We start from the raw sequence: 25699 nt of genomic DNA on the forward strand, positions 1-25699 counted from the left end.
GACCAAATTCAAATTCCACATCAGGTATGAAGTTCTCTATCCTTTTAGATTTCAGGCGACCAGGCTACATTAAGTTGAGGGTCAACTTAATGAACTCAAGTGAACTTAAACAAACTTAAGTGGTGTGAATTGAACGAATGTTGAAGAATGAAACATAACTATAACAACAAAGGATGGTGGTAGGCGATCGCTACGGCGGTATGAGTATAGTTGCTTGTTAGAGCCGAGGTATGACCTCATCAGGAGAAAATTCAAATGATTGCTTTACCTGGAGTTGCCATTCAACGCAAGATCTACGAGAGTTCGGTGTCTCTGGTGTATCGGGGCATCAGTGAGGAAGATGGCCGAGCGCTTGTTATCAAGGTACTGAAGCAAGATTATCCCTCTCCTCAAGAATTAACGCGCTACAGACACGAATATGCGATTACCCGTTCTCTAAATCTAGAAGGCGTGGTCAAAGCTTACAACCAGCAAGCGTATCAGCGTACCCTCGTTATCCTACTAGAGGACTTTGGGGGTGAGTCCTTAGATTACTGGAGACAGCAACGTTCAGGCTTCTGTCTCATGCCCTTAGACACGTTTCTCCAATTTGCCATCAACCTCACAGATATTCTAGGCAAAATCCATGCTGCTCATGTTATTCACAAGGACATTAATCCTGGAAACATTGTTCTAAATCCCGATACGGGCGTTGTCAAAATCATTGACTTTGGCATTGCCACTCAGTTCAGTCGCACAAATCCGACGTTCAAAAGTCCGCACGTTTTAGAAGGCACACTCGCCTATCTTTCTCCGGAACAAACCGGGCGGATGAACCGGACGATCGACTACCGCACCGATTTTTACTCACTCGGAGTGACATTCTACCAGCTGCTGACTGAACAACTGCCGTTTCCCACAACAGATGTCTTAGAGTTAGTCCACTGTCACATTGCTAAACAGCCTACTCCACCGCATGAACTCAATGGAACGATCCCTGAAGCTGTTTCAGACATCATCTTGAAACTGATGGCGAAGAATGTGGAGGATCGCTATCAGAGCGCTTGGGGCATCAAAGCAGATTTGGAACAGTGTGCTGAACAATTATCAGCAAGCGGCCAGATTAATTACATCCAACTGGGGCTGCAAAATACTTCAGACCAGTTTCAAATTCCCCAGAAGTTGTATGGACGCGACACGGAAATAGCCGCATTATTGGCAGTATTTGAGGGAGTAACAGGGGGAAGTGACACGGAGATAGAGAGACACAGAGATGTATGGATTGACAATGTTCCGGCGTCTGCTGAAATGATGTTAGTTTCTGGTTATTCCGGAGTGGGTAAATCGGCGTTAGTACAAGAACTCTACAAACCCATCACAGCAAAGCGCGGTTATTTTATCTCTGGTAAGTTTGACCAGTTCCAGCGCAATGTTCCCTACAGCGCCATCGTCAATGCCCTACGAAAATTGGTGCAGCAACTCCTTGGTGAACCCGATGAGCAGGTGCAACAGTGGCGATCGCGCCTACTCACCGCTTTGGGAAGTAACGGGCAAATCATGATTGATGTGATCCCAGAAGTTGAGTTAATTACGGGTAAGCAGCCATCCGTACCGGAAGTGGGAGTTGCGGAAACTCAGAATCGTTTCAATCGCGTCTTTCAGCATTTTATCCGAGTGTTTTGTTCTAAGGAACATCCACTCGTAATCTTCTTGGATGATTTGCAGTGGATAGACTCCGCCACACTGAAGTTAATCGAACTGATGCTGCTGGATAAGCAGACCCAATATCTATTTTTAATTGGAGCCTATCGAGATAATGAAGTAAATTCAACGCATCCATTGGCATTAACGCTGGAAATGCTGCAACAACAAGGGGTGATGCTTCAGGAGATTATCCTGGCACCTTTAACGCTAGAGCCGTTGAGCCAATTGATTGCTGAGACGCTCTATCAGGATGTTGAAACCGTTTGTGCTCTAGCCCAGTTAGTGCTGCGGAAAACGGAGGGCAATCCTTTCTTTGTCGGCGAATTTTTGAGAATGCTATATAGCGAAAGTCTGTTGACTTTTGATGAGTCAAATTTAAGCTGGCGGTGGAAAATTGCTCAGATCAAAGCTCAAAACATCACCGATAATGTAGTGGAGTTAATGCTCGTAAAGCTGAAGAAACTACCAGAAAAAACTCGGCAAATTCTCCGCTTAGCCGCTTGTGTCGGAGCCGAATTTGATTTAGATACGTTAGCGATTATATATGAGAAGTCGCCCAAAACGGTTTTTCAGGATTTACTACCAGCGGTACAAGGAGGATTCATTCAACCCCTGTCTGAATTAGATGAGGACTTGTTAGTTCAAGAGTATAAGTTCTTGCATGACCGAGTACAGCAGGCTGCCTATGCTTTGATTCCTGAGGATCAAAAGCAAGTAACGCACTACTCTATTGGGCAACTCCTGCTCAGCAGGCTCTCTGAGGTCGAACAAAGTGAGATGCTTTTTGATATTGTCAACCACATCAACTTCGGTCAATCCCTTTTGACCCAGAAAGATGAAAAGGAGAAAATAGCACGACTTAATTTGGCTGCCGCTCAAAAAGCCATCTCTTCTACAGCTTATGAAGCCGCGATTCGGTATCTTGAGACTGGTATTGGCTTACTCGAAGCATCGGTCTGGATGAGCCAGTACGACTTGATGTTCAACCTGTATCGGACTCTCTGTGCAGCACAGTTGAGCAATGCTAGCTATGAGCAATTAAACGCTACAACCAAAGTTGCTTTAGAGCATATTTCTTCTGCCGTTGACCGCGCAGATTTTCGTGTTTTTCAAATCACTCAATATACCCTACAAGGCAAATGTGAGGAAGCAGTTCAAACAGGTTTGATCGGGTTGCATGAGTTGGGAATTGAGATTAAGGGCAAAAAATTGACGGAACTAGTCCGTGAAGAGTTTGTTGCTGTTGCCAAAAGCTTAGAAAATCGCTCAATTTCCTCGCTTTTAACTTTACCAACAGTGAGCGATCCGGTGATTCAAGCAATGATTAGATTGCTAATTGCTGTAGATATACCAACTTACATTACGGCTAATATTGAACTTTACTGCTTCGTCAGTTTAAGAGTAGTTCGTCTTTCCATCGAACATGGAAATATCGCTGAGTCTATTAAGGCTTATGCAAATTATGGTCTTCTCTTAGGTTTGATGGAAGGGCAATATCAACGAGGCTATGAGTTTGCAGATTTAGCAGTGCAGCTTAGCTACAAGCTAAACAGTAAATCTCAGCAGTGTAAGGCTGAAATGTTGTTTGGAGGCTTTATTCAAGTTTGGTCAAAGCCTTTAGCAGGGGCAGCCACGATCAATTACAAAGGTTTTCTGGCAAGCATGGAGTCGGGAAATGTTCAATTTGCAGCCTATAACTTAGTCGGTAACATTTTTAATCGCTTATTTCAAGGAGAAAATTTAACAACCGTTGCAGCAGACAACAAAAAATATCAGTTGGTGGCGGAGCAGATTCAGGACGAGCTTGCGAAGGTGGCACTGGCTGCAGCTAGATTTTTCATTGCAAAACTTGCTTTAGGGCAAGCGGCACAGGAGCATGATCAATTGCTCAGGGAGACAGAAAAGATAGTTCATCAGGGTGAAACCTCACAAATACAGTTTTCAATTTGTCTTTATTACATTCTCAGAATGCATTTTTCCTGTTTAACAGCAGATTTTGAGCAAGGACGCTATTATCTTGTTGAAGCGGAAAAGATCCTAAATTCTATTGTAGGATTTACAACCTACAGTAGTTATTTCTATTATGGTTCTCTGATTCTACTCAACTTGTATCCTGGTTCATCTCAAGCAGAACAAAGGAACGCTTTGAAACAGATTCGATCAAATCAGGAGCGCTTGAAAGTATGGTCGGATAGCTGTCCAGAAAACTTTTTACACAAGTTTCATCTCGTTGAGGCAGAGAACGCGCGAGTCTTGGGTCAACTTTCTGAAGCAGAAGACTTATATGAACAAGCCATTCAAGGAGCCAAGAACAACGAGTATCTGCAAGAAGAAGCATTAGCCTATGAATTAGCCGCCAAACACTACTTAGCTCGTGGTAGAGAAAAGTTTGCCCAGCTTTACATGAAGGAAGCTCACTATTGCTATGAACGATGGGGAGCAATCGCAAAGGTTAGAGATTTAGAAACTCGTTATCCGCAGCTATTTCCTCAGTCTTCCAACGTAGTTTCTACACCAGTTTGCACCACGACCGGAACCATCTCAAGTACCTCACATACTGCTCTCGATTTAGCGACAGTGATGAAAGCAACTCAAGCGATTTCGAGTGAGATTGAATTGGAGCGATTACTCCATTCTCTAATGCAGATCCTAATTGAGAACGCGGGTGCACAAACCGGATGCTTGATTTTAGAAAACTCAGGAGAATGGGTAATTGAGGCTGCTTGTGAACTCAATGAGGGTGAGCAAGTCTCGGCTACGCAAGTGTTGCAATCGATTCCAATTGTAAACCGTTTGCCTGAATCAGTCATTCAGTATGTGATCCGAACTCATCAATCTGTGATTTTAAGTGATGCAACTCATGAAGGAAATTTCATCAACGATCCTTACATTCAACGCAACCAAACTCAATCACTACTCTGTTTACCACTGCTGAATCAAAGTAAATTGGTTGGTGTGTTGTACCTAGAAAACCAATTAGCGGCTGGAGCCTTCACACCAGAACGATTCTCCGGAGACGCTACGCGATCGCAGGTTTTGCATCTATTATCAACCCAAGCAGCCATTTCAATCGAAAATGCTAAACTCTACTCAAAGCTAAGCGATAGCAAAAATCAGCTCAATCAATTTCTAGAGGCGGTTCCCGTAGGGATTGGGGTCTTGGATACGACGGGTCGCCCTTACTATTTCAATCAACAAGGCATTCAGCTATTAGGCAAAGGCGTTGACCCTACCGTAACACCCGATCAACTTCCAGAAGTTTATCAAGTTTACCAGGCTGGAACGGATCAAACCTGTTCATCTGAGATGATGCCAATCGTTCGAGCGTTGAAAGGTGAACGTACAAGAAGGGATGATTTAGAGATTCACCAGGGCGAGGCGATTATTCCTATTGAGGCATGCGGAACTCCAGTCTTTGACGAACATAAGAACGTGGCTTACGCAATTGTGGCTTTTCAAGACATTACGGAGCGGAAACGATCGGAGAAACTGTTAGCTGATTACAACCGTATCCTGGAGCAACAGGTAGCAGAACGAACGGCAGCTTTACAGCAAAGCGAAGCAGAACTGCGCCATCGGGAACAGGAATTACGACTGATTGCCAACGCTCTACCAGTTTTGATCAGCTACGTAGATACCAATCGGTGTTATCAATTCATCAACCGTACCTATGAGGTTTGGTTTAACCGTAGCCGCAATGAAATTCTGGGCAACCCTGTTCGCCAACTTTTCGGTGAAGCGGTTTATCAACGGGTTGAGCCGTATGTCAATCAGGTGTTTGAAGGGCAAACAGTACATCTAGAAACAGAAGTCGCTTTTCCACCTGGCAAGCGGTGCATCAGCGCAACCTTTATTCCTGATTTCGATGACAATGCTCAGGTGAGAGGTTTCTACAGTCTCATGACAGATATTAGCGCTCACAAACAAGTAGAAGAAGTGTTGCGCCAGTCCGAGGCTCAATTTCGGGAACAGGCAATCCTCTCCGCTTTTCGCGCCGATGTGGATAGTGCCCTTGCTCAAAGTGTTAGTTTGCCCTTGATACTGCATCGCTGTGCTGAAGCCGTTGTTAAGCACTTTAATGCGGCATTTGCTCGGATTTGGACGGTAAATCAAGACCAGAATGTTTTGGAGTTACAAGCCAGTGCAGGGATGTATACCCGTCTTGACGGCACCTACAGTCAAGTTCCCGTAGGTAGCTTCAAAGTTGGACAAATTGCTCAGGATCGCTATCCTCTGTTGACCAACAATGTGTTTGATGAGCCATCTATTGATCAAGAATGGGCAAAACGAGAAGGCATGGTAGCATTTGCGGGCTATCCGATACTGCTGGATGATCAGCTTATTGGCGTGATCGCGATGTTTACTCGACACCCCATTCCGGTGCCCAACTTTGAGGCGTTGGAGTTTGCAGCTCGTGAGATTGCATTGGGAATTAAACGCAAACAGGCAGAAATAGCATTGCAAGCCTCTGAAGCAGAGCTTCGTGCGCTCTTTTCAGCAATGCCCGATCCGCTCTTGGTCGTGAATGCAGAAGGGCGTATTTTGAGAGCAATTCTCTTAGAGAAATTACATCAACCGATCGACGAACAGGTGGCTCAAACGTTATACGAAATTTTTGAGCGATCGCAAGCCGATACATTTCTTGACTATATTCGGCAAGCATTGCTCACTCAGCAACCTCTAACAGTAGAATATAGCTTGGTGATGGGAAGACGGGAAACCTGGTTTGCAACTCGCATTTCTCCCATTTCAGACCATTCTGTCATTTGGCTGGCAAGAGATATCACCGATCGCAAACGTGCCGAAGCAGCCTCCATTCTAGAAGAGCGCAACCACATGGCACGGGAAATCCACGACACTTTAGCACAGGCATTTACAGGTATTATCATTCATACTCGATCTGCCTCCAGTGAGATAACGACGGATGCAGAAAAAGCGCAAACTCTCCTCATCCAGATCCTCGGCTTAGCTCGTTCTGGGCTTGCGGAGGCACGTCGTTCAGTAGAGGCGCTACACCGCCCATACCTTTTAGAGAGCAGTAACTTACAGGATGCATTAAGCCGTCTTGCTGCTCAATTGGACTCCTCGATCGCAACCCAAATCGTCTACGAAGTTATTGGTACAACCTATCCCCTATCCTGCGATTTGGAAAATAATCTGTTTCGGATTGGGCAGGAAGCTTTAACCAATGCAATCAAATATGCCGAGGCGCACGAAATCCGAATTGAACTGGTCTATGAACCGACCCAATGCATCTTACGAATAAAAGACAATGGGCAGGGATTTGATATAGAAAACCAGGCAATGAGGAATGGCTTTGGTCTACTGGGGATGGCACAACGGGCTGAACGCATCAAGGCTGAATTAAAGATTCAAAGCTACTTAGGGCAAGGGACAGAGATCGTGGTATCTATTAATCGGGAGTAAGTCAGCATGAATCAGCCCAGCCGCATTCGCGTTCTTGTTGTGGACGATCATCCCGTTGTTCTCCAGGGTTTGATCGGGATGTTAGAGAAGGCTCCGGATATCATCATTGTGGGTCAGGGGCGAAATGGGCATGAGGCGATCGCAGTGTTTCAGCAACAGCAGCCTGATGTGACCTTGATGGATTTACGGATGCCTGGAATAGAGGGTGTTCAGGCAATTACAGCTATTTGTAGTGAGTTTCCGAACGCCCGGATTATTGTGCTGACTACGTATGACACTGATGAAGAGATTTATCGAGGATTGCGAGCAGGAGCAAAGGGATATTTACTGAAGGACTCTGAGCCAGAGGAACTATTAACAGCAATTCGTACCGTGAACAGGGGACAACAGTATATTCCCCCCAATGTGGCTGCCAAGCTAGTCCAACGGATAACTGCTCCAGAACTGAGCGAACGTGAGCTAGAAGTTCTCCAGTTAGTCGGGCAGGGAATGAGCAACCAGGAAATTAGCACGGCTCTCAAGATTAGTGAAAGTACCGTGAAGACTCACATTAACCGAATTTTCAGCAAGCTAGATGTCAATGACCGCACCCAAGCAGCCATTATTGCGTTGAGACGCGGAATTGCTAACTTGTAAAAACAAAGATGGTTTTCTGCCTAGGTCAGCAATTGTTGCCCGTCATTACTGTAGAGCGAAGGATATGGGTTTACGAAGCAGGCAATTAAACCAAAGTTTGATTCAAACTCCAACTTAAGTTTGGTTCGTTCTACTCCCTCAAGTCGATCAAAATACAGACCTTAAATTGACTACAATCCTAAGCAAGCCTCATACACTAAACCCATACAAATGATTGTAGGGTTGAAGAGAAAAGATTTCAGAGTACACGCGATGAATCTTTTTTCCTCAAGAATTTAGAATGAGCGATATTATTTCTGACGATGCACTTAGCGATTCTCCAACGGAGATACAGAGTGAACGCAATCAATTAGTTGTACCCCCTTGTGAGCAAGACCATCGGCAAGGATCATTGAATGCCCATGTTGTGCTGGTTGAGTATGGGGATTATCAATGTCCTCAATGTGGTGAACTTTACATCTCAATTCAGGCAATTCAACGCGAGTTTGAGGCGACCTTATCCGGGGAAAATTCTTTGTGCTTTATATTCCGACATTTTCCTCAATCTCATATCCATCCTCAAGCTCAAAAGGCAGCAGCACAAGGGCAGTTTTGGCAGATGCACGAGATGCTATTGAAGCATCAGCAAGAGCTGGGGATGGAGATTTAGCAGAATACGCTGACAGTTTAGGGCTTGATGTGACTCAATTTCTTCGAGACATTGCCCGGAAAGTGTACGTCGCTCATATCAATCAAGACATTACCAGCGGCATGGATAGTGGGGTGATTAGCACTCCAGCTTTGTTCATCAATGGCGTGCAGTATACAGACGCTTTAGAGTTTGAGCCGTTACTCATTGCGATCACTAAAGCTTTCCACGACTAGTAGTTTCGTTAATCAACTGCATCAGTGCGGCTCTTATCATGATTTCCTTATCCAATGCGTTCCTCAAGCAAGTTGTAGCTCAAATTTCTAGAACGGTGCCATTGCAGACGGTTTTGATTGTGCCGTTTGTGCTGCAAACGTTGGTGACGGTCGGACTAGTGGGGTATTTTTCCTTCAGAAATAGACAGGAAGCTATCAACGATCTCGCCAGTCAACTACGGCGCGAACTGACGAACCGGATCGAAGGCAAACTACAAACCTACACCGAGATACCCCATAACATCAATCGGCTCAATGCCAGCACATTCGCTCAGGGAAAAATTGACGCTAGCGCCGTCAAAGGTGAGTTTCCACTCTGGCAGCAAATTCAGATTTATCCAATGGTAAGTGATATCTACTGTGGCGATCGCAACGGGTCTCTTTTGGGAGTGCGGCGCAGCCCTGCCGATAACTCAATTGAACTGCGATCGAGTAATGTTGCTACAGATCATAAACTCTACGGCTACAGCCTTGATCGCAATGGCCAGCCAGACCAGTTAGTCAGTCAAGGTAACAAAACCTTCGATGCGCGGCTTCGTCCCTGGTTTAAAGCAGCAGTGACGGCAGGCGAACCGGTTTGGAGTGGAATCTATGCCGACTTTGCCAGCCAATTGCCAACGATCACTGCCAGTACGCCTGTCTATAGCACTGCTGATCGATCGCTGTTGGGAGTCTGCGCCACCGATGTATTTCTGCCTAATGAGATGAGCCGTTTTTTAGCGAGCCTGCAAATCGGTAAAACAGGCATCGCCTTTATTCTAGAGCGATCGGGACAACTGGTTGCTACCTCCACCGGAGAGGCGATTATCAGTAGTGGAGCGGTGGCAAATCGATTGTCTGCAGTTGAGAGCCGTAACCCCACCGTGCGAGCGACTGCTGCTTATTTGCGCGATCATTTCAGCAATTTGTGGCAGATCCAAACGGCGGAACAGCTTGATTTTAATTTCGATGGCAGGCGGCAGTTAATTCAGGTAATGCCATTCAAAGATACTCGTGGGCTAGATTGGCTGATTGTCACGGTGCTGCCTGAATCCGATTTTATGGCAAAGATTAATCAGAACATTCACACGACGATTCTGCTTTGTATTGCCGCTTTGCTGCTTGGCATTGCGATCTGCATTTTAATTGCACGGTGGATCACTAAACCAATTGTCAGCGTCAGCCAATCAGCAAAAGCGCTAGCAGACGGTGCATGGGATCAGACGGTAGAAATTGAGCGATCGGGTGATTTGGGTGAACTAGCTCGATCGTTTAACCAGATGGCACAGCAGCTTCAAATCGCATTTGCTAAAATGCAGTCTTTAAACCAGACTCTCGCCCAAAGTGAAACCCGCCTTCAGAAAATTTTAGAGTCGATTCCGGTAGGAATTGCGGTTCTGGACGCAACAGGTCACCCTTATTACGCAAATCAGAAGGCAATCCAACTTTTGGGCAAAGGCGTGCTGCCGTCTGTCTCCCCAGAACAAATTGCCGAAGCCTATCAACTCTATGTGGCAGGAACCGATCGCCCCTACCCAACTGAACAACTGATGATGATACGAGCACTAAACGGCGAACAGGGCAGTGTAGATGATATCGAAATTCATCAGGGGAATCGCATCATTCCGATTGAAAGTTGGGGAACTCCAATTTTTGATGAATCTGGCAACATTCTGTATGCGATCGCAGCCTTTCAAGACATCACCGACCGTAAGCAAGCAGAGAAGCTTTTATCCGAATACAGTCAGACCTTAGAACAGCAAGTCACTGAGCGAACGTTGCTGCTCTCCCAGGAGATCGAAGAGCGCCAGCAAGTTGAAAACGCCTTGCGACAGAGCGAAGAGCAACGCAGACTGACCATGGACTTTTCCTATATCGGCAGTTGGAATTGGAACATCGTAGAGAATATAACCGAGTGGAATGATAATCACGTTCGATTGCTGGGGTTAGTTCCTGGGGAAGTGAAGAGCAGCTATCAAGCATGGCGCGATCGGGTTCACTTAGAGGATATTGAGCGAGTCGAGCAAGCAGTTGCGGTCGCACTAGCAACCCATACCGATTTTGAAACTGAATATCGAGTGATTTATCCGGATGGGACTATTCACTGGTTGGTGGGTCGGGGGCGAGGCATTTATAACGAAGCTGGACAGCCTGTACGAATGTTGGGGGTGATTCTGGATATTAGCGATCGCAAACGTGCTGAAGCAGCGTCAATTTTAGAAGAACGTAACCGCATGGCGCGCGAGATCCACGACACGCTAGCGCAAGCCTTTACAGGTGTTCTGGTTCACATGGGAACTGTTTCTCAGTTAGTGACCATTAAACCAGAAGCCGTACAAACTCACATTGACATCGTGCGTGAGCTGGCTCGTAACGGACTGATAGAGGCTCGACGTTCCGTTGCAGCATTGCGTCCTCAGTTACTAGAAGATGGCAACTTGTGGACAGCGCTGGAGCAATTTGTTGCTATGATGCAATCCTCAACAGAATCCTGCCTGACTTATGAGGTGATCGGCACGCCCTATGCGTTGCCCGCTGACGCTGAGAATAACCTCTTGAGAATTGGACAGGAAGCGTTTACCAATGCAATCAAGTATGCTCAGGCGAAGGAAATTCAGATTGAATTAGTTTATGAACCCACCTCGTGCCATTTACGCATTAAAGACAATGGACGAGGCTTTGAAGCTAACACTACCACTCTCAGCCGGGGATTTGGGTTATTGGGTATGACCGAACGAGCGGAACACATTGGCGCCCTGCTCTCGATCGAGAGCCAATTGGGGCAGGGAACAGCAGTGATCGTATCTATACAACGGGAGGCAGCAACATGAGTCAGCCCACAGCTATTCGCGTTTTGATTGTTGATGACCACGCAATTGTGCGACAAGGACTGGTTGCAATGATTGACAATCAACCAGACATGATGCTGGTGGGTCAAGCGGGTAATGGGCAGGAAGCGATCGACCAATACCGCCAGCTACAGCCCGATGTCACCTTAATGGACTTACGGATGCCGCAGGTGAGTGGTGTGGATGCAACGATGGCAATTTGTGCTGAGTTTGCCCATGCCCACATTATTATCCTGACGACTTACGATGGAGATGAAGATATCTATCGGGGATTACGCGCTGGAGCCAAAGGCTATCTACTTAAGGATGCCGAACCTGACGAACTCCTTAGTGCTATTCATGTTGTTCACAGGGGTCAGCAGTACATTCCCACTCATGTTGGCGCTAAACTAGCGCAGCGGATAAACCATCCAGAGTTGAGCGGTCGCGAACTAGAAGTCCTTCAGTTGGTAGCTCAGGGGATGAGCAATATTCAAATCAGCGCTGCTTTGAATATTGCTGAAAGCACCGTCAAATCGAACATCAACCATATCTTGAGCAAACTGGGAGCGAAAGACCGCACGCAAGCGACCATTATTGCTTTAAAGCGAGGAATCACCAGCTTGTAGCCTAGTGATGTGAACTTGAGGTGGTTGATAAATTTAAACTTAAGGTGGATGTTATGCCAACACCTGAGATTGCTCAAATAGCGATCATCTTGTGGTTCAAAACATAAACTCTGAATTGGCGACAGATTTGAGTTTGCCTTTTACATTAAGAACATACAAACGAGAACCTACAAACAATTGTAGGTTTGAAAAAAAGAGATGTCACCGTGCTGTTTGTACCGTGAATGCTCCATTCTTCAAATTAAGAATGAGTTACGACATTTCTGCTGAAGTACCTAACAATCGCAATCAACCGGTTGTTCCTGCCTCTGAGCGAGATTATCGACAAGGGGGACTTGCTATATTGATCGCTAGAACATTGAGCAATTGACAGTAGCCATTGTTAATGCAAGTTACTCAGGTTTCTCTTTAGTTTACCTAGCCTAACAAGTTCATAACACGTTCTAGCGCATCCAAATCCGCAAACAAGAACCTGGTAACAAGTTAGTTGTTTGCTATTCCATTCTTCTCCAATTTCTTATCCATCGCGACCAGATCTGAGGAGATCGACATGACAACAACGATCGATTCCAATTTTGCTGCCTGTGAGGCACTACGCCTGCTTGGTCCCGATCCCGAGAACTGGGTATCCGATCGCCCTGGCATCGATCACAATGTCACGATAATCGGTGGCAGCGGCAGCGGTAGCACCTTTGTATTTGCGCTGCGGCGTGCTGGAATCGGTGACGTGACAGAGATCGATGCAGCAGATGACGAAGCTCATGCAGGCGTGTGGTTGACGCGAGCGCGGATGAGAACGCTCCGCACGCCAAAGAATTTGCCTGGTCCAGAACTAGGAATCCCAGAATTATCCTTCCAGGCCTGGTACGAAGCGCGGCATGGTGCGGCAGCTTATGCAGAGATCGATCGCATTGAGCGGGTGACTTGGGCTGAGTACCTCAGCTGGTATCGGCATTTTCTCGGTATCCAGGTTCGTTACCAGACGAAGTTGGTACGGATAGAGCCAGCCACAGGTTTCTTCCGTCTACACCTTGAGGTAAATGGTGTCCCAAAGGTGGAGACTACACGCAAAATTATCTTCGCCAATGGCGTGGCTGGTACTGGTGGTTCATACATCCCTCCAGTACTGGCTGACTTACCCCGCACGCTGTACGCCCATACCGCCGATGCCATTGATTTTGAAGCACTGCGCGGTAAGACTGTGGCAGTGCTGGGTGCGGCGGCTTCAGCTTTCGATGCGGCAGGAGTGGCGCTGGAATCGGGAGCTAAGGCAGTACACCTATTTGTACGGCGGTCGGCGATCGCATCGCTGTCAGTACTTCGGATACGAGATTACCCTGGTGCTTACGACAACTATCCCCAACTACCCGATGCAGCCCGCTGGTTGCAGGCTTGGCGCTTTCATCAAGCAGGTACCGCACCACCCCCAAAGTCGATTGAGCGAGCGATCGCTTTCCCGAACTTTCACATCCATCTATCTGCACCCTGGAAATCAGCACAGAAAATGGGCGATCGCATTGCCATCCAGGTAAACAATGATGTTTTCGAGTTTGATTTTGCGATCGCTGGCACTGGTTATTTCGTTGACCCAACAAAGCGTCCCGAACTAGCTGACTTTGCTCAGCATATTGCCCTCTGGCGCGATCGCTACGAGCCACCAGAAGACCTGCGCAACGACGGTTTGGGGATGCACCCTTACCTCGGTAGCGCCCACGAATACCAAGAAAAAGTACCTGGCACTGCCCCTTATCTAAAAGACATTCATGTATTTAATCCTGCTGGTTTGGTCAGCTTCGGCTTGCCAGTCGGTGACATACATAGCATTCGTCGCGACATGCCCGCAATCGTATCGCGCATCAGTCACGACTTATTCTTTGAGGACTGGGCGCATCATGAGGCACGTATCACAGGCGATGTTGCCCCCGATTTTGAGAACTCGCTCTATGCTGCTGCGGTGTGGAAACAACCGATCGGGGCAGCGACGCGCTAGGTCGATAACCTTTTCACCAGCAACAAATAGTTCCGGCTGGGAAACGATGTCAGTAGAAAGTGATTGCCATTTCACAATCACTGCTGATCAAGGATCACTGTTACATCAATTCACTTAACAGTGTCATTTCAATGGATTGTTTACTACATATTAAAGGAGAATGTCATGGTTGCTCAAGTAAACTCACAAGCAAAGATTTTGGAAGTTGCAGATGATCCACGTCTTTCTAGGGAGGTGAAGGCATTTTTGAAAGAGCTGAATTCAGCAGGTGTGCCTCTAGAGACATTACCTCCACTCGAAGCGCGTCAAGTACTCGTAGATGCACAAGCTTCTGTTCAAGTAGATCTTTCAGGCATTGAAGAGTCTGAGAAGACGATTACTGCTGATGATTACACAATTACACTCAATATCGTGCGACCTGAAGGGGTCAAAGGTACATTGCCTGTATTTATGTTTATTCATGGTGGTGGATGGGTCTTGGGTGATTATCCAACCCATAAGCGCATGGTTCGTGATCTCGTTGTGCTTTCTGGTTTTGCGGCTGTTTTTGTCAACTACACGCGCACGCCAGATGCTCAGTATCCAAAGGCTATCAATGAGATCTACGCCGCTACTAAATGGGTCGCTGAGCATGGTGAGGAAATTGGCGTTGACGGGAAAAACTTGGCAGTTGTCGGCAACAGTGTTGGCGGAAATATGACAGCAGTAACTGCTTTGCAGGCGAAAGAAAAAGGAGGACCGCACATCAAGCTACAAATCATGATGTGGCCGCTCGTCAATGCTGATTTTGAAACGAATTCTTATCACCAATTTGGCGACAAACGGTATCTAACCGCACCCACAATGAAGTGGATGTATGACCTGTACATCCCTGACCCAGAAAAACGCAAAGAGATCCATGCTTCTCCTCTACAGGCGACGGTTGAGCAATTGAAAGGCTTACCACCAGCCTTAATTCAGGTGGCAGAGAGTGATATTTTGCACGACGAAGGTACAGCCTACGGACGCAAGCTTGACGAAGCTGGAGTAGACGTGACGCTTGTGCAGTACGACGGCATGATTCATGACTTCGGACTATTGAATGGTTTAGCCGAGGTTCCGGCAGTTCGTTCTCTGTTTGTCCAGGCTGCTGCTGAACTGAAGAAACACCTACAATAGGCTGCGATCGTCTCTTTGGCTGCCAGTTATCAGTCATTCTCGTTCTTATTAGGTTTTGGTCATCATAGGCGTGAGACTGCTCTGACTAATTCGATCTTCCTTGGATTAGTCAGAGACAATTAATCTTTCCCATCACGACTGCAATTCATCTTTGCCTAATTTGTGAGAATGAAAAATCGCGATCAAAAAAACGTTAACACCTTTTCCGAAGCGACAATCTTGGAATTTTCCTCTTTCTCCAAGGGCCTGGTATGAAAACCATACTTGAACACCTATCTACAATGGACAGTTATACCCCAAGCGCCAAGGATATCATCGGCTCATCTCCGCTGATCGCGATCGAAAATGAAGCACCCGCTAAGCTAATTGTCGATCCACCGCTGCCCGAACCGCTGTCCCAGGGTCGTGTTTTCATCCAGTATCGGACAGAGAACCTGCGAGTACTGCCCGTATTCGGCAAAGGTGCCCTTCATGTATCACCGCGCATTGGTCATATCCACATTACGGTTGACGATGCGCCGTGGCACTTTGTCGATTCCAGTGGTGAAACAATCATTCTGGTTGGTCTGGAACCTGGTTTACACAAGGTGCTGATCGAACTAGCAGATCCCACGCACAAAGCGATTACCAGTGAGACAGTCACGTTTACAGTGCCCCATGTTAAGCGATGAGTCAGGCCTGTGAAATGATGCGATCGACACTTCGCAGCGCTGAGTGCAAAGCACACGCTTCACGAACGTTATCGCAACCTACATCCGTCAATTTCTCATATCACGGTTGCACCCTATCCAACGAAATAAATTCAAAGGAAATCACAACATGAATATGCCCACCTTCAGGAACGGCATTCGCCTGTTTCTGGTTGTCATCCTTTTTTTAGGAACCATTACAATCACCTCCCTAGGAAACATCATGAATCCTGCCAGCGCACAAGCCAATAAGCCCACGATCGTGTTTGTTCATGGCGCATTCGCCGAGTCTTCCAGTTGGAATGGTGTATTGGCTAAACTGATCACAAAGGGTTACCCAACGGTTGCTGTAGCTAATCCCCTGCGTGGCGTCAAGAGCGATGCAGATTATGTTGCTAGCGTCCTCAAAGACATCAACGGTCCCATCGTGCTGGTTGCACATTCCTACGGAGGTTCGGTAACGACCAACGCGGTTAATGGTAACAACAACGTGAAAGCACTGGTCTACGTTGCTGGCTTTGCTCCTGAGGAAGGTGAGACTGCCGCCGAACTCTCAGGACGTTATCCGGGTAGCACGCTTACACTGACCCTCGCGCCACCGGTTGCATTGCCCGATGGTGGCAAAGATCTATATATTCAGCAGAGCAAGTTCCACGCTCAATTTGCGGCAGATTTACCCGCTAGCGACGCCGAGCTAATGGCTAGTACCCAGCGTCCGATTATGGAATCCGCGTTTAATGAAGCCTCTGGTGCGCCCGCCTGGAAATCTATCCCGTCCTGGTTCATTTATGGTGAGCGCGACTTGAACATTCCTCCAGCGGTGCATGCTTTCATGGCGGAACGGGCCAACTCAAAGGAAACCGTTGCTGTAAATGGCGCATCCCATGTCGTGATGATTTCTCATTCGGATGCTGTCGCTGAGATCATCGAGCATGCTGCAACTGCGCTATAGCAAGGAAAACCGATGAACATTAACAACACTGAAGGGTTAAATTTGCTGTTCTCAAAGTTGTGACGCAGCATTTTGCAACGTCCGTTGCAAACAATCGATAACACTTTAATGATTCATACGAACTTAGAATTCCCATGAGGTTCAATCTATGAAAAGACTAGAAGGAAAGGCCGCTCTTGTCACGGGTGGTAACAGCGGTATTGGTCTTGCTACTGCCAAGCAATTTGTTGCTGAAGGGGCTTACGTTTTCATCACAGGTCGTCGTCAAGCTGAATTGGATGCCGCTGTAAATGCGATCGGCGAGAATATCAGGGGTGTACAAAGCGATGTCTCTAATCTGGCAGATCTCGATCGACTGTTCGCTACGATCAAGCAAGAGCAAGGACACCTCGATATCCTCTTTGCCAATGCTGGCGTTGGCGAAATCGCCCCGCTCGGATCAATCACTGAAGAACAATTTGACAAAACATTCAGCATCAATGTTAAAGGTTTGCTGTTCACCGTGCAGAAGGCACTGCCGCTGTTGCCAGAGGGGGCTTCAATCATCCTGAATGCCTCGCTCACTTCCATCAAAGGCACTCCAGCCTTCAGCGTTTACAGCGCCACCAAAGCTGCCGTGCGATCGTTTGCCCGTAATTGGATACTCGACCTTAAAGAACGCCAGATCCGGGTGAATGCCATTAGTCCTGGCGTGGTTCTGACTCCCGGTTACGATCACTTAGGACTGAGTGATGAGCAGTTGCAGGAATTCATAGATAGCCAGGCTGTCACCATTCCATTAGGGCGAGTCGGCACACCTGATGAAATTGCCAAAGCCGTTGTTTTTCTGGCTTCAGACGACAGCAGCTTTGTCAACGGCATTGAGTTATTTGTTGATGGGGGTATGGCACAGATTTAAGATCCAGATATTAACCCGGCAATCATAGAAGAGGCATGAAGTTATGCAGCATAAGCAATAAACCGATGCTTGAAATATCGCATGACTCGCTGTGGGAGCTTCTGGAGTTTATGCAAATGAGACGACACTCGCTGCTGCAACTGAGCCTGATTTCTAGTCAGTGGTTTGGCACGCACCCCCTGCTTCACATCACAGTTGAGATACTCGGCTGGGTTCAACTGCGGCGAGTATGGCGGCAGGTACAGCAGTTCGATCTCCTGCTCGTGCTCGTCCAACCACTGTTTCACTGCCCCTGAACGATGCACTGGATGCCGGTCATCTTCTTGCCCTTCCACTGGTCTGGTTGTACTGCCCTACCCCTTATATCAGAGGAATCGACGGGACTCCCGAGTTCCCGACTTTGCCTTAGTAACGTGCCACGGTCTTTGACCCCGGTGGGCCCTCCGAAGCCGTGGCAGTTGGCTTCTTTGGTGTTGCCTTCCGCACTGCTAACGGCGTCGGCATCCACAATTATATTCTCATCACGAGGCTCAATCCCTTCACGCTGTAGCATTGCAGCCCATTACATCTATGCTTCAATGACCCCGTTTAGTGATCGGTCTTAAATTTTTTCCACTGATTTGGCGGTGGGCTTAGAAACTCGTATGCACCTGCGACTTCTCCAGTGGCTGTCAATACAATGTCAAACGACAGAGACAGACGTAATTCCTGAGTTTCGTTCATGCTAACTGCATGGCGTTGCTTTGCTGGGAAGATTAGCAATCGCCCTTCGACAGGCGGGTAAGCCACATAAAGCTGATTGAGATCGTTCTCTGCATCTACGATGTCTGTGTTTTCACTGCCCAATCCCGGACACACCTCATTCACCCGCGCATCATTGAAAAAAAGGAGGCTCCCTGGGTCGCTCATCTCATTCGTGGGAACTTGAATATAGTAAACTGCGCTCACATGAGCTGTGTTGTGGCAATGCGCCCCAACTTCCTGTCCGGTGCGAGAGACAATGGGCCATGCTCTTTGAATGTATAAATTCACTTTGCTGAGATCTACACCGATGCTTTCAAGATACGTCGTTGTGTGCTGCTCAACCTGTTCCACAATCCATTCAAAAGCTGGATAAGTATGAATTTGATTCACACCGTGAATATCTCCCGTCCACGCCATGTCAGTATAATTCTGAGGTTCGATCCCTTCCTGCTCTAGCTCCAGGACGGCTTCAATCAAACGTTGCCGATGTTTCGAGGCATCTGGCAAATCCTCATAATAAATCGCCAGCGGAAACCAGGTTTCAATGGGCATTTTGATTGATGTAACGACAGTTTTCAGTTTTACACTAGATTGGCACCTTTGCTGGGCATTGTTGCATGAAAGAGGGGTGCGGACGTGTGACTGAGCAAATGATTTGGTGCACTTAGCAAATGAATTGCGTAAATTCCTGATCCTATATTAGGCAAGCGTTTTGGGCTTCAAACGTAGGGTATTATGATTCGTGACTTGATTTGTCTCAATATCTGAAAGCTCCAAGTAATAACGGTTTCAGAGTTTTAGAAAATGCGCAACTGATTTGCTAATTGCGCAAGTTTTATTGCTCAGTCACAATTGCCTCATCGGGTGAACAAGGGCGCCAGACGGGACGCGCTGTTTTGCCGAGAACGATTGATGCGGCTTGAAGGGAACGATTGATAGGAGGGGCAAAGATGGATCGATCTGAATTCTTGTATCCCCGCAGCCGTTATCGAGGTGGGGTTAAGTCAGAACGATTGGTGTTTAATGCCAACCTTCAAGAATTTGCCCAGCGCGTGGGATATATTGCCAATCTGAAGACGGCACAGGAAGCTGTCGCCGGAGGCAGGCGTATGAGCAGATTGAGGGGCTGTGGCAGCAGTTGCAGCGCAGTAACCAGGGGTTGGGGATTGGGACATCTGCTTGAGGAATGACGGGTTCAGTAAGCAAGCGCGATCGCGTTGTTCGGGTCTAAGCATTGCCTCGATCGGTTCTGGGAATTCTTCTGAGTTTTAAGCAGCAAAATTCCCAGACTGCAAACAGAAAGAAGGAGCTGTCTTTACCGTGGGTGCAGGGAACACTGGGAATGCCCCAAGTCTGAGTCAGTCGATGTCCAGTTCACCCGATCCCTACTACCCGCCTCAATGGCAGCTCTGTGAGTTTTACACGCATAATCCGCATCTTCGCTGCACCCTCCATCCTTTGGGCGTGGAGTCAGAGGAGTGTCGTGACTTTAGGGCGACCGCTCCGCGCAGCCGCCAAAGGCGGATCGCTCCCCAAGGGGAACAGCTTTGCATTACCCAAGCTTCCAAGGCGGAGGAGCAATGGCAGCCAGAAGGGGCAGCTTATTACAACGGGGAACTGGTTTTACAGCCCAGGCAACGCCTGTTAACGGATCAACTGGACTTACTGGATACTCATCCTCTTTTTACGGGTCGGTGTCCGAATTGTGAAATGCCGATCAGTTCGACTCAAGGGGTTCAGGTGCATTGGGACTGCTTGAACTGTGGCTGGATGACTCTGTTTGAGCGATCGGCATCGATTTCAGGTTGTGTTTCAGTCCCGTTGCCGGGATTCAGTAGTTGGCAACCTAGCGGAACTTGCGATCGTCTGGACTCTCCTGGTTGGTTTTAGTTCCGTTGTTGGAGTTCATTGTGCTGCAAGGCGGGTGTAATTCAGTGGTAGAATGTTACCCCAAGTTTCAGTACCGTCGCCAAGCGATTGCTCACTTCCGTTTTCCAACCGCATAGAACAATGACAGGGGCATCCGTCCAGTGCCGCAAACTCAGTTTCTGAGAGAGCCGTGGATTGGTTAATGGACGAGTCAAGCGCCGTTTGTAGCTGAACCGTCAACCAATCGATAGAAACCTGCTCAAGATAAAGAGCGTAAAAAGTCTCCATGAAAACCAATTGAGGAAAGAGGCTGCCTTGGTCTGTTTGCTTAATCTCTGAGTATCTTGAGAATTAGGGCAAGAGGGCAAGTTGTGGCATAAGGGCTGTAGAACGACCATGAAAACGCTGCATAAGGTAGGTCTGGTTTTAGGCGCGTTTACGGTAGTGTTGGGTGGAACCTTCGCGTATTGGCGCACGACTCCAAGCTATGCGCTCTTTGATATTGGGTATCTCAGCAAGGATCTGAAATCGCGTGTAGATATTAAAGAGATATCAACCCAAACTACGGATGCAGTTGTGGCGTATGCCTCAAAAGAGGCGACTGCAACCTTGCAAACCTCTCAAAATGGGTTTGAGCAATTGGGAACGATGATTGGTCTTGGGATGCTGCAACAAATGCGCCCCATTATCGAGCAGCAAATTCGCACGAAATTGGAAGAGTCGATTACCGACCTGGATCAAAGTGCCAAGAAAGGAAGCTTCAAGGTCTTGAGCATCAACCGCATGGGGAATGAAGCCCTCGTATCAGTGCTCAATCCTTCCGGGCAAGTGGTTGAATTTCAGATGACAGGAACCAATGGCTACTGGAGATTCACAGGGCTGAGTGACGCTTCGCTTGCAAAGTTTATTGACTCCCTGAAGCAATCGCCGTCTACCCTATCTGAAACGCCAACCACAACCCCATCCGAAACTCCAGTAACACCTACCCCGCTTGCACAAACTGCGACGCCAGCAACCAATCCTGTAAAAGAGCCAGGTATAACCGCTCCCGCAGCAACTGTTAATTCCTCATCTGTATCAAGATCCCAAGATGTGGCGAGTGCGAATTTCAACGCGGAAGTGTTTGATCCGCCAAGCAACTGTAGAGCGCAGCCAGAAACTGGAAGAGTCGTCAAAGTATTTGCTAAGGGAATCATCAAGGTTAATCCCGATCGCCACCTTCCTGGGGCTGAAGACTGGTACTACGAGACTTACCAGAACTGCTGGATTCATCAGTCCCAGTTTCGCTGGTTGCCCAAGGCTCCTTAACCAGAGCTTAGAGACTTAAGAGACTTAGGTGTTATGGGGCTGTTGACAGCCGCTTCCAGCTCTATGGGCTTGGAAGAGACAATCGTCCCCTGCTATTGCCCCACCACTATTTTAGATCTTGGGAGATTGGAAAGCGAAGCAGCTTATCGATAGCAAATTCTGTTGCTGTTGCTGGACACACTGAACCAGAAAAGTTAGCACTTCCCCCGATTGGCTTGCCGATCGGGCTTTCATTTCTATAATCACTGTGGTGTGGTAGGAAGAAGTCTTGTCTTGGCTATGGATATCTTGCAGGAACGATAATGCAAGTTCCGTACTGGCTCCACAGAGCTTCTGGGTCATACATTGAATGCTCCGGAATTGAGCGTGGAGACCATTCATTCACGGTAATTAGCCCGATCGGAAAGTAATGTTCTGGCAGGTTTTGATACATCCATCCGCCTGAACCACCCCCATTAACGCATGGGACAGAGAGGATCGCTGACTGAGGTGGCGTAATGGTCGCACCATTGGGTGTCGCATTATTGTCGTCTACCACCTGATTGTCGTCATCTGTGACAACTTGCCGAGCTTGAACAGGGAAACCAGCCGTAAAGCCAGCCAGCATGACAGCGATTAGAACACCTTTTATGAAGTACATGAGGGGAACAAGGAGTGCTTGCGAATGCTTAAGTGTTCCCATCTGTAGGAGCAAATCCTGATGGTTTACTGAAGTCTAATGGCAGCTTCAAAGCATCCCTATCTGACAATCGCCCCCTGATCTCTCTTTCGATCGACCTATCCCCGTTTCAAGAATCTCAAGCAAACAGTCCGGATCAACTTTTGCAGCGATCGAACTTCCACATCACGTCGCCCAGTAGCGGAACCGTTTCACCGACCTGATTCCTCTCACGGTAATACTGAGCAGTCCCTAGACCGCTAATGAATAGGTAGGTGGGTGTTGCACTCCGCCGCCAGGACGCCCAGGAAGCAGGGGTAAGGTCAGCATTAAAAAAGTTCACTGTAAAACTGTCTCTTCCCCCTGCTTGAATGAGTGAAACAGTGCCATAACCCTGGGCTTGAGTCAAGGAGAATGTATAGAGAATACTACCGTTTGGATACTTCAACGTCGCGCTTGCAACGTTACCACCGGATAAAGACCGATCTGCGGAACTAAACTCCAGCTCAAACCCTCCATTGCCCACATCTCGATAAATGCTGCTGGTTAGATCGCAGGTTGCTGAACTTGGCTGTGCTGGAGAAGTAGCGAGAGCTACAGCTCCAACTTGCTGCTGCGAAGCCTGCTGTAGTAAAGGGGATTGGCAGGATACAGTAAGGAGAGTAACCGTCGCTGCTAATCCATAGAAAAAACTATATTTCATCGCTGTGACCTGAGAGATTGTGAGTATTTATAGAACGGAGAAAGCCTTTCTCGAATCCTGGCAGAAATTACAAAATTCTGACTGTAAATATTGCGATGTCCTAATGTGTGGGTTAAGCAGCATTGAAACAATAAACAGCTCTCGACCAGAATGTTGGGAGTTTGTGACATTCACATTGCGACGCACTGGATCAAAGGCTATTGAGGATTTGTGCCCTTCCACGAAAGCTGCAAAATGAACGGGTACTAACCATCATTTCAATGGTAAACGTGCCATTTTGCAGTTCAAGAGAAATAGGAGAACCATCATAGGCAGCGAGATTCCAGGGAATCAGCTCCTGCCCCTGAATGGAACTGACTTCACGAATGGTTAAATCCGGCTTAAGCGTAAAAATGTACTTTCCCCGCTCTTCAACAATCAACAGGTCATATCCTTGTGACGTTGGCTGGACGGCTGCAAAAAAGATGGGGTTACTCCGTTCAGAACCATCTGTACTAGAACATTGCACCACCTCTGTGGTCGCGGTCGCGGTTTGTGTAATGGCATTGAAAGTAATGGCTAAGCAGGCGAGTAGACTAATCAGCAGAGACGATGGTTTGAACTTGAACTTCAACATAATGAGTCATTCATAGGGTTATGGTTCTATAAATCGGAGATACGGTACAAGTAGATTGACTTTGACGGGTTGTACTCGCTTTGCCTTAACTTGGTAGATTCCCTCAATCCGCGTAGGTTCCTTAGCAAGCCCCCTGCAATCCCGCCCGATCGCTGCTCCTAAGAAAAGCGATCGCCCTCCTTGCTACCCTGCTGCCCTGACTAGGCAAACTGCGAAGGTAGTGCTTACTCAGTCATCCTGCAATCGATTTTTTGCCCAAGTGAACCTACAATCGCTTCTGATACTCGCTGGCTCCATTGCTGAAGAGCTGCAACTGCTGCGATGGCGTCTCAATATCGTTGCTCCCTCTGTCTTTTTGGCTTTTAGCAGTGCTGGCAGGAGTGGAGCTAAGAAGAGGGTGGGGTAGGGGCGTGGGAGTCTATCAACGTCCACGTTGCTACTCAGGTGTTTCCCAGATTCCCTGCTCTTTCAGCAGTAGCTCTCTCCCTCGGTAAACCTCTAAAGTCCCCTCATGAGTTACAAGGTAGCGATACTGTCCACTATGGAACTGATACCCCACGAAACGACAGGGAGTGATTCCATCCGCACAAATCGTGTGAACTGTAGTTCCGTTTAGACGAATCATCTCACCGAAGTTGAGATTTGTTCCAACGTAAGAAACATCGTCGCAAATAGGACCGTCGTTGGCGCAATTGTGAATTACTGTTACTTGGAAATTCTCAGTTCTTAACCGTTGGGCTTGAGCTTGAGCAGGAAGGCAAGTGGCAGTGGCAGTCAGTATTAGAGCCAGTAGAGCAACTTTTGTAAAATGCATGAAATACAGCAGGGGAATGCTACGGTTGTTTAATTTTCCCCTGCTGCTGAGGAATATCTCGAAGGTTTACTGAAACCTGATAGCAGCTTCAAACAATCTCTATCTGGCGATCGCTCTCAGACGGCAGAATACAGGGGTTTCGACTAACGAACACCCTTTGATGATTTGCGATCGAAGGCAGTAGTCAGAGTCTCAAGCCGAAACACGCTTCCCGTTACCCTGCTGCCTTGCCTGGGCATTCTACAGTAAGGAGTGCCTTGCCCTGGAAGCAATTTATGCGAATTTCTATTTTTCCGATTATCACTGCTCTATTCACGGCTCCCTTTCTAGGGACAGTACCTGTTCAGGCTCAATCGGTTCCTAACCTGCAACAGGGAATGCCTTATGCTCAGGCAAGACAGCTCATTTTGAATGCAGGATGGAGTCCCAGCTACAACGCTCAAGAGTCGAATCCCTTTGGGTTGTCCTCTAAAATCACTTATTTTCGGGGACTGGGTTATACGGAGATTGTGGATTGTGCTGGGACAGGAATGGGCTTATGTCGGTTTGAGTTTTATGGCAATCAGGGGCAAACGCTAGCAGTCAGTGTCGGGCAGGGGACGCAGACGGATGTGGTGTACCAATGGTGGGTGGAAGAGTAGCTTATAGAAGCGCAAGCGATCGCTATCTGTGGTGAACTGCGATCGCTGCCAAAGATATAAGCAAATACCAGCGTGGTAATCCCTGCGATCCGCCACAGGCGGATGGCTTAGATCGATCCGCCACAGGCGGCTGCGCGAAGCGGTCGCTTGCCTTGATGTTCTGTTGCTAGTCTCAGAATCATGACTTCATCTTCCCAGTCTCAACCTGAATGGCAGCAGTGGGCAAACGTTTCGCTCTCTAGCAGGATGAATCTACCAGATGTACCGGGGATTTATGCCGTGATCGATGCGGCTGGAGAAGTTTGGTATGTGGGTAAGGCAAGCAATCTCAGAACTCGTTGGGGTGGACGCTCCCATCATCGCTATGGGCAACTGAGCCGCCAAAATAAAAAGCGGAATTACCAGATCTACTACTGCCCCTATTTGCTGGGGGAATTGGACTTTCAGGAAAAGCACTATATCCCTGTTTCATCACTCTAGAAGGAGTAAAATAGGGACAAGTTTGCTGAAGGCGAGCCAGGGCAATGGTTGCACCCCGTGAAGCAGTCACTACCGTCACGTTCATCGACAACTA

Annotated in this window: 18 protein-coding genes and 2 pseudogenes; 15 read left to right on the forward strand and 5 right to left on the reverse strand. The window is 47.6% G+C overall.

Annotated features, from left to right (window positions below; genetic code table 11):
- The first annotated feature begins 255 nt into the window (after positions 1 to 255).
- The 10 genes and pseudogenes from NDI45_RS23435 to NDI45_RS23480 all read left to right on the forward strand — a co-directional run bounded on the left by NDI45_RS23435 (position 256) and on the right by NDI45_RS23480 (position 17772).
- Positions 256 to 7110 (forward strand): AAA family ATPase, encoded by a 6855-nt coding sequence (locus NDI45_RS23435; protein WP_348249107.1) that lies wholly within the window; start codon positions 256 to 258, stop codon positions 7108 to 7110.
- A 6-nt stretch (positions 7111 to 7116) separates the two neighbouring features.
- Entirely contained in the window at positions 7117 to 7746 is a 630-nt protein-coding gene (locus NDI45_RS23440; protein WP_348249108.1) for a response regulator transcription factor, read from the forward strand.
- A 280-nt stretch (positions 7747 to 8026) separates the two neighbouring features.
- Positions 8027 to 8610 (forward strand): annotated as a pseudogene (locus NDI45_RS23445) (thioredoxin domain-containing protein).
- Between the two features lie 38 nt (positions 8611 to 8648).
- The gene (locus NDI45_RS23450; protein WP_190790636.1) at positions 8649 to 11459 is read left to right on the forward strand and encodes a PAS domain S-box protein; all 2811 of its coding nucleotides are present in this window, start codon (positions 8649 to 8651) and stop codon (positions 11457 to 11459) included.
- Entirely contained in the window at positions 11456 to 12085 is a 630-nt protein-coding gene (locus tag NDI45_RS23455) for a response regulator transcription factor (protein ID WP_190790637.1), read from the forward strand. The genes NDI45_RS23450 and NDI45_RS23455 overlap by 4 nt, the downstream gene beginning before the upstream one ends.
- A 550-nt stretch (positions 12086 to 12635) precedes the next feature.
- Positions 12636 to 14075 carry a SidA/IucD/PvdA family monooxygenase gene (locus tag NDI45_RS23460; protein ID WP_348249109.1) on the forward strand — a complete coding sequence of 480 codons (1440 nt, stop codon included), beginning with the start codon at positions 12636 to 12638 and terminating at the stop codon, positions 14073 to 14075.
- Between the two features lie 165 nt (positions 14076 to 14240).
- On the forward strand, positions 14241 to 15233 hold the full coding sequence (locus NDI45_RS23465) for an alpha/beta hydrolase (RefSeq protein ID WP_348249110.1): 993 nt from the start codon (positions 14241 to 14243) through the stop codon (positions 15231 to 15233).
- 251 nt (positions 15234 to 15484) lie between these two features.
- Entirely contained in the window at positions 15485 to 15904 is a 420-nt protein-coding gene (locus tag NDI45_RS23470) for a DUF6130 family protein (RefSeq protein WP_348249111.1), read from the forward strand.
- A 148-nt stretch (positions 15905 to 16052) separates the two neighbouring features.
- Positions 16053 to 16874 carry an alpha/beta hydrolase gene (locus NDI45_RS23475; protein WP_348249112.1) on the forward strand — a complete coding sequence of 274 codons (822 nt, stop codon included), beginning with the start codon at positions 16053 to 16055 and terminating at the stop codon, positions 16872 to 16874.
- A gap of 148 nt (positions 16875 to 17022) precedes the next feature.
- Positions 17023 to 17772 (forward strand): SDR family oxidoreductase, encoded by a 750-nt coding sequence (locus NDI45_RS23480; protein WP_348249113.1) that lies wholly within the window; start codon positions 17023 to 17025, stop codon positions 17770 to 17772.
- A gap of 41 nt (positions 17773 to 17813) precedes the next feature.
- On the opposite strand, the gene NDI45_RS23485 is transcribed toward NDI45_RS23480, so the two are convergent.
- Both NDI45_RS23485 and NDI45_RS23490 read right to left on the reverse strand, forming a co-directional pair.
- On the reverse strand, positions 17814 to 18107 hold the full coding sequence (locus tag NDI45_RS23485) for a transposase (protein WP_348249114.1): 294 nt from the start codon (positions 18105 to 18107) through the stop codon (positions 17814 to 17816).
- Between the two features lie 253 nt (positions 18108 to 18360).
- Positions 18361 to 19068, reverse strand: a complete 708-nt coding sequence (locus NDI45_RS23490; protein ID WP_348249115.1) for a TIGR02466 family protein — start codon at positions 19066 to 19068, stop codon at positions 18361 to 18363.
- Between the two features lie 398 nt (positions 19069 to 19466).
- On the opposite strand from NDI45_RS23490, the pseudogene NDI45_RS23495 reads away from it, so the two are divergent.
- From NDI45_RS23495 to NDI45_RS23505, 3 genes and pseudogenes are all read left to right on the forward strand, one after another.
- A pseudogene (locus NDI45_RS23495) lies at positions 19467 to 19699 on the forward strand (hypothetical protein).
- Positions 19700 to 19881: 182 nt separating this feature from the next.
- Positions 19882 to 20406: a hypothetical protein gene (locus tag NDI45_RS23500; RefSeq protein ID WP_348249116.1), complete on the forward strand. Its 525-nt coding sequence runs from the start codon at positions 19882 to 19884 to the stop codon at positions 20404 to 20406.
- A gap of 375 nt (positions 20407 to 20781) precedes the next feature.
- On the forward strand, positions 20782 to 21693 hold the full coding sequence (locus NDI45_RS23505) for a hypothetical protein (RefSeq protein WP_190791639.1): 912 nt from the start codon (positions 20782 to 20784) through the stop codon (positions 21691 to 21693).
- 277 nt (positions 21694 to 21970) lie between these two features.
- Here NDI45_RS23505 and NDI45_RS23510 read toward each other — a convergent pair whose 3' ends face one another.
- The 3 genes from NDI45_RS23510 to NDI45_RS23520 all read right to left on the reverse strand — a co-directional run bounded on the left by NDI45_RS23510 (position 21971) and on the right by NDI45_RS23520 (position 23670).
- Complete coding sequence (locus NDI45_RS23510; RefSeq protein WP_190791638.1) at positions 21971 to 22333, reverse strand: hypothetical protein; 363 nt, start codon at positions 22331 to 22333, stop codon at positions 21971 to 21973.
- A 175-nt stretch (positions 22334 to 22508) separates the two neighbouring features.
- The gene (locus NDI45_RS23515; RefSeq protein WP_190791637.1) at positions 22509 to 23054 is read right to left on the reverse strand and encodes a hypothetical protein; all 546 of its coding nucleotides are present in this window, start codon (positions 23052 to 23054) and stop codon (positions 22509 to 22511) included.
- 190 nt (positions 23055 to 23244) lie between these two features.
- A complete protein-coding gene (locus NDI45_RS23520) occupies positions 23245 to 23670 on the reverse strand; it encodes a hypothetical protein (protein WP_190791636.1) in 426 nt (141 codons plus the stop codon).
- 1089 nt (positions 23671 to 24759) lie between these two features.
- Here NDI45_RS23520 and NDI45_RS23525 point away from each other — a divergent pair.
- On the forward strand, positions 24760 to 25125 hold the full coding sequence (locus NDI45_RS23525; protein ID WP_190791635.1) for a hypothetical protein: 366 nt from the start codon (positions 24760 to 24762) through the stop codon (positions 25123 to 25125).
- A 180-nt stretch (positions 25126 to 25305) separates the two neighbouring features.
- Positions 25306 to 25605: a GIY-YIG nuclease family protein gene (locus NDI45_RS23530; RefSeq protein WP_190791634.1), complete on the forward strand. Its 300-nt coding sequence runs from the start codon at positions 25306 to 25308 to the stop codon at positions 25603 to 25605.
- Positions 25606 to 25699: the final 94 nt, after the last annotated feature.

Origin of the sequence: Leptolyngbya sp. GB1-A1 (assembly GCF_039962475.1) — a bacterium.
In the GTDB taxonomy this organism is placed as follows: domain Bacteria; phylum Cyanobacteriota; class Cyanobacteriia; order Elainellales; family Elainellaceae; genus Leptolyngbya_A.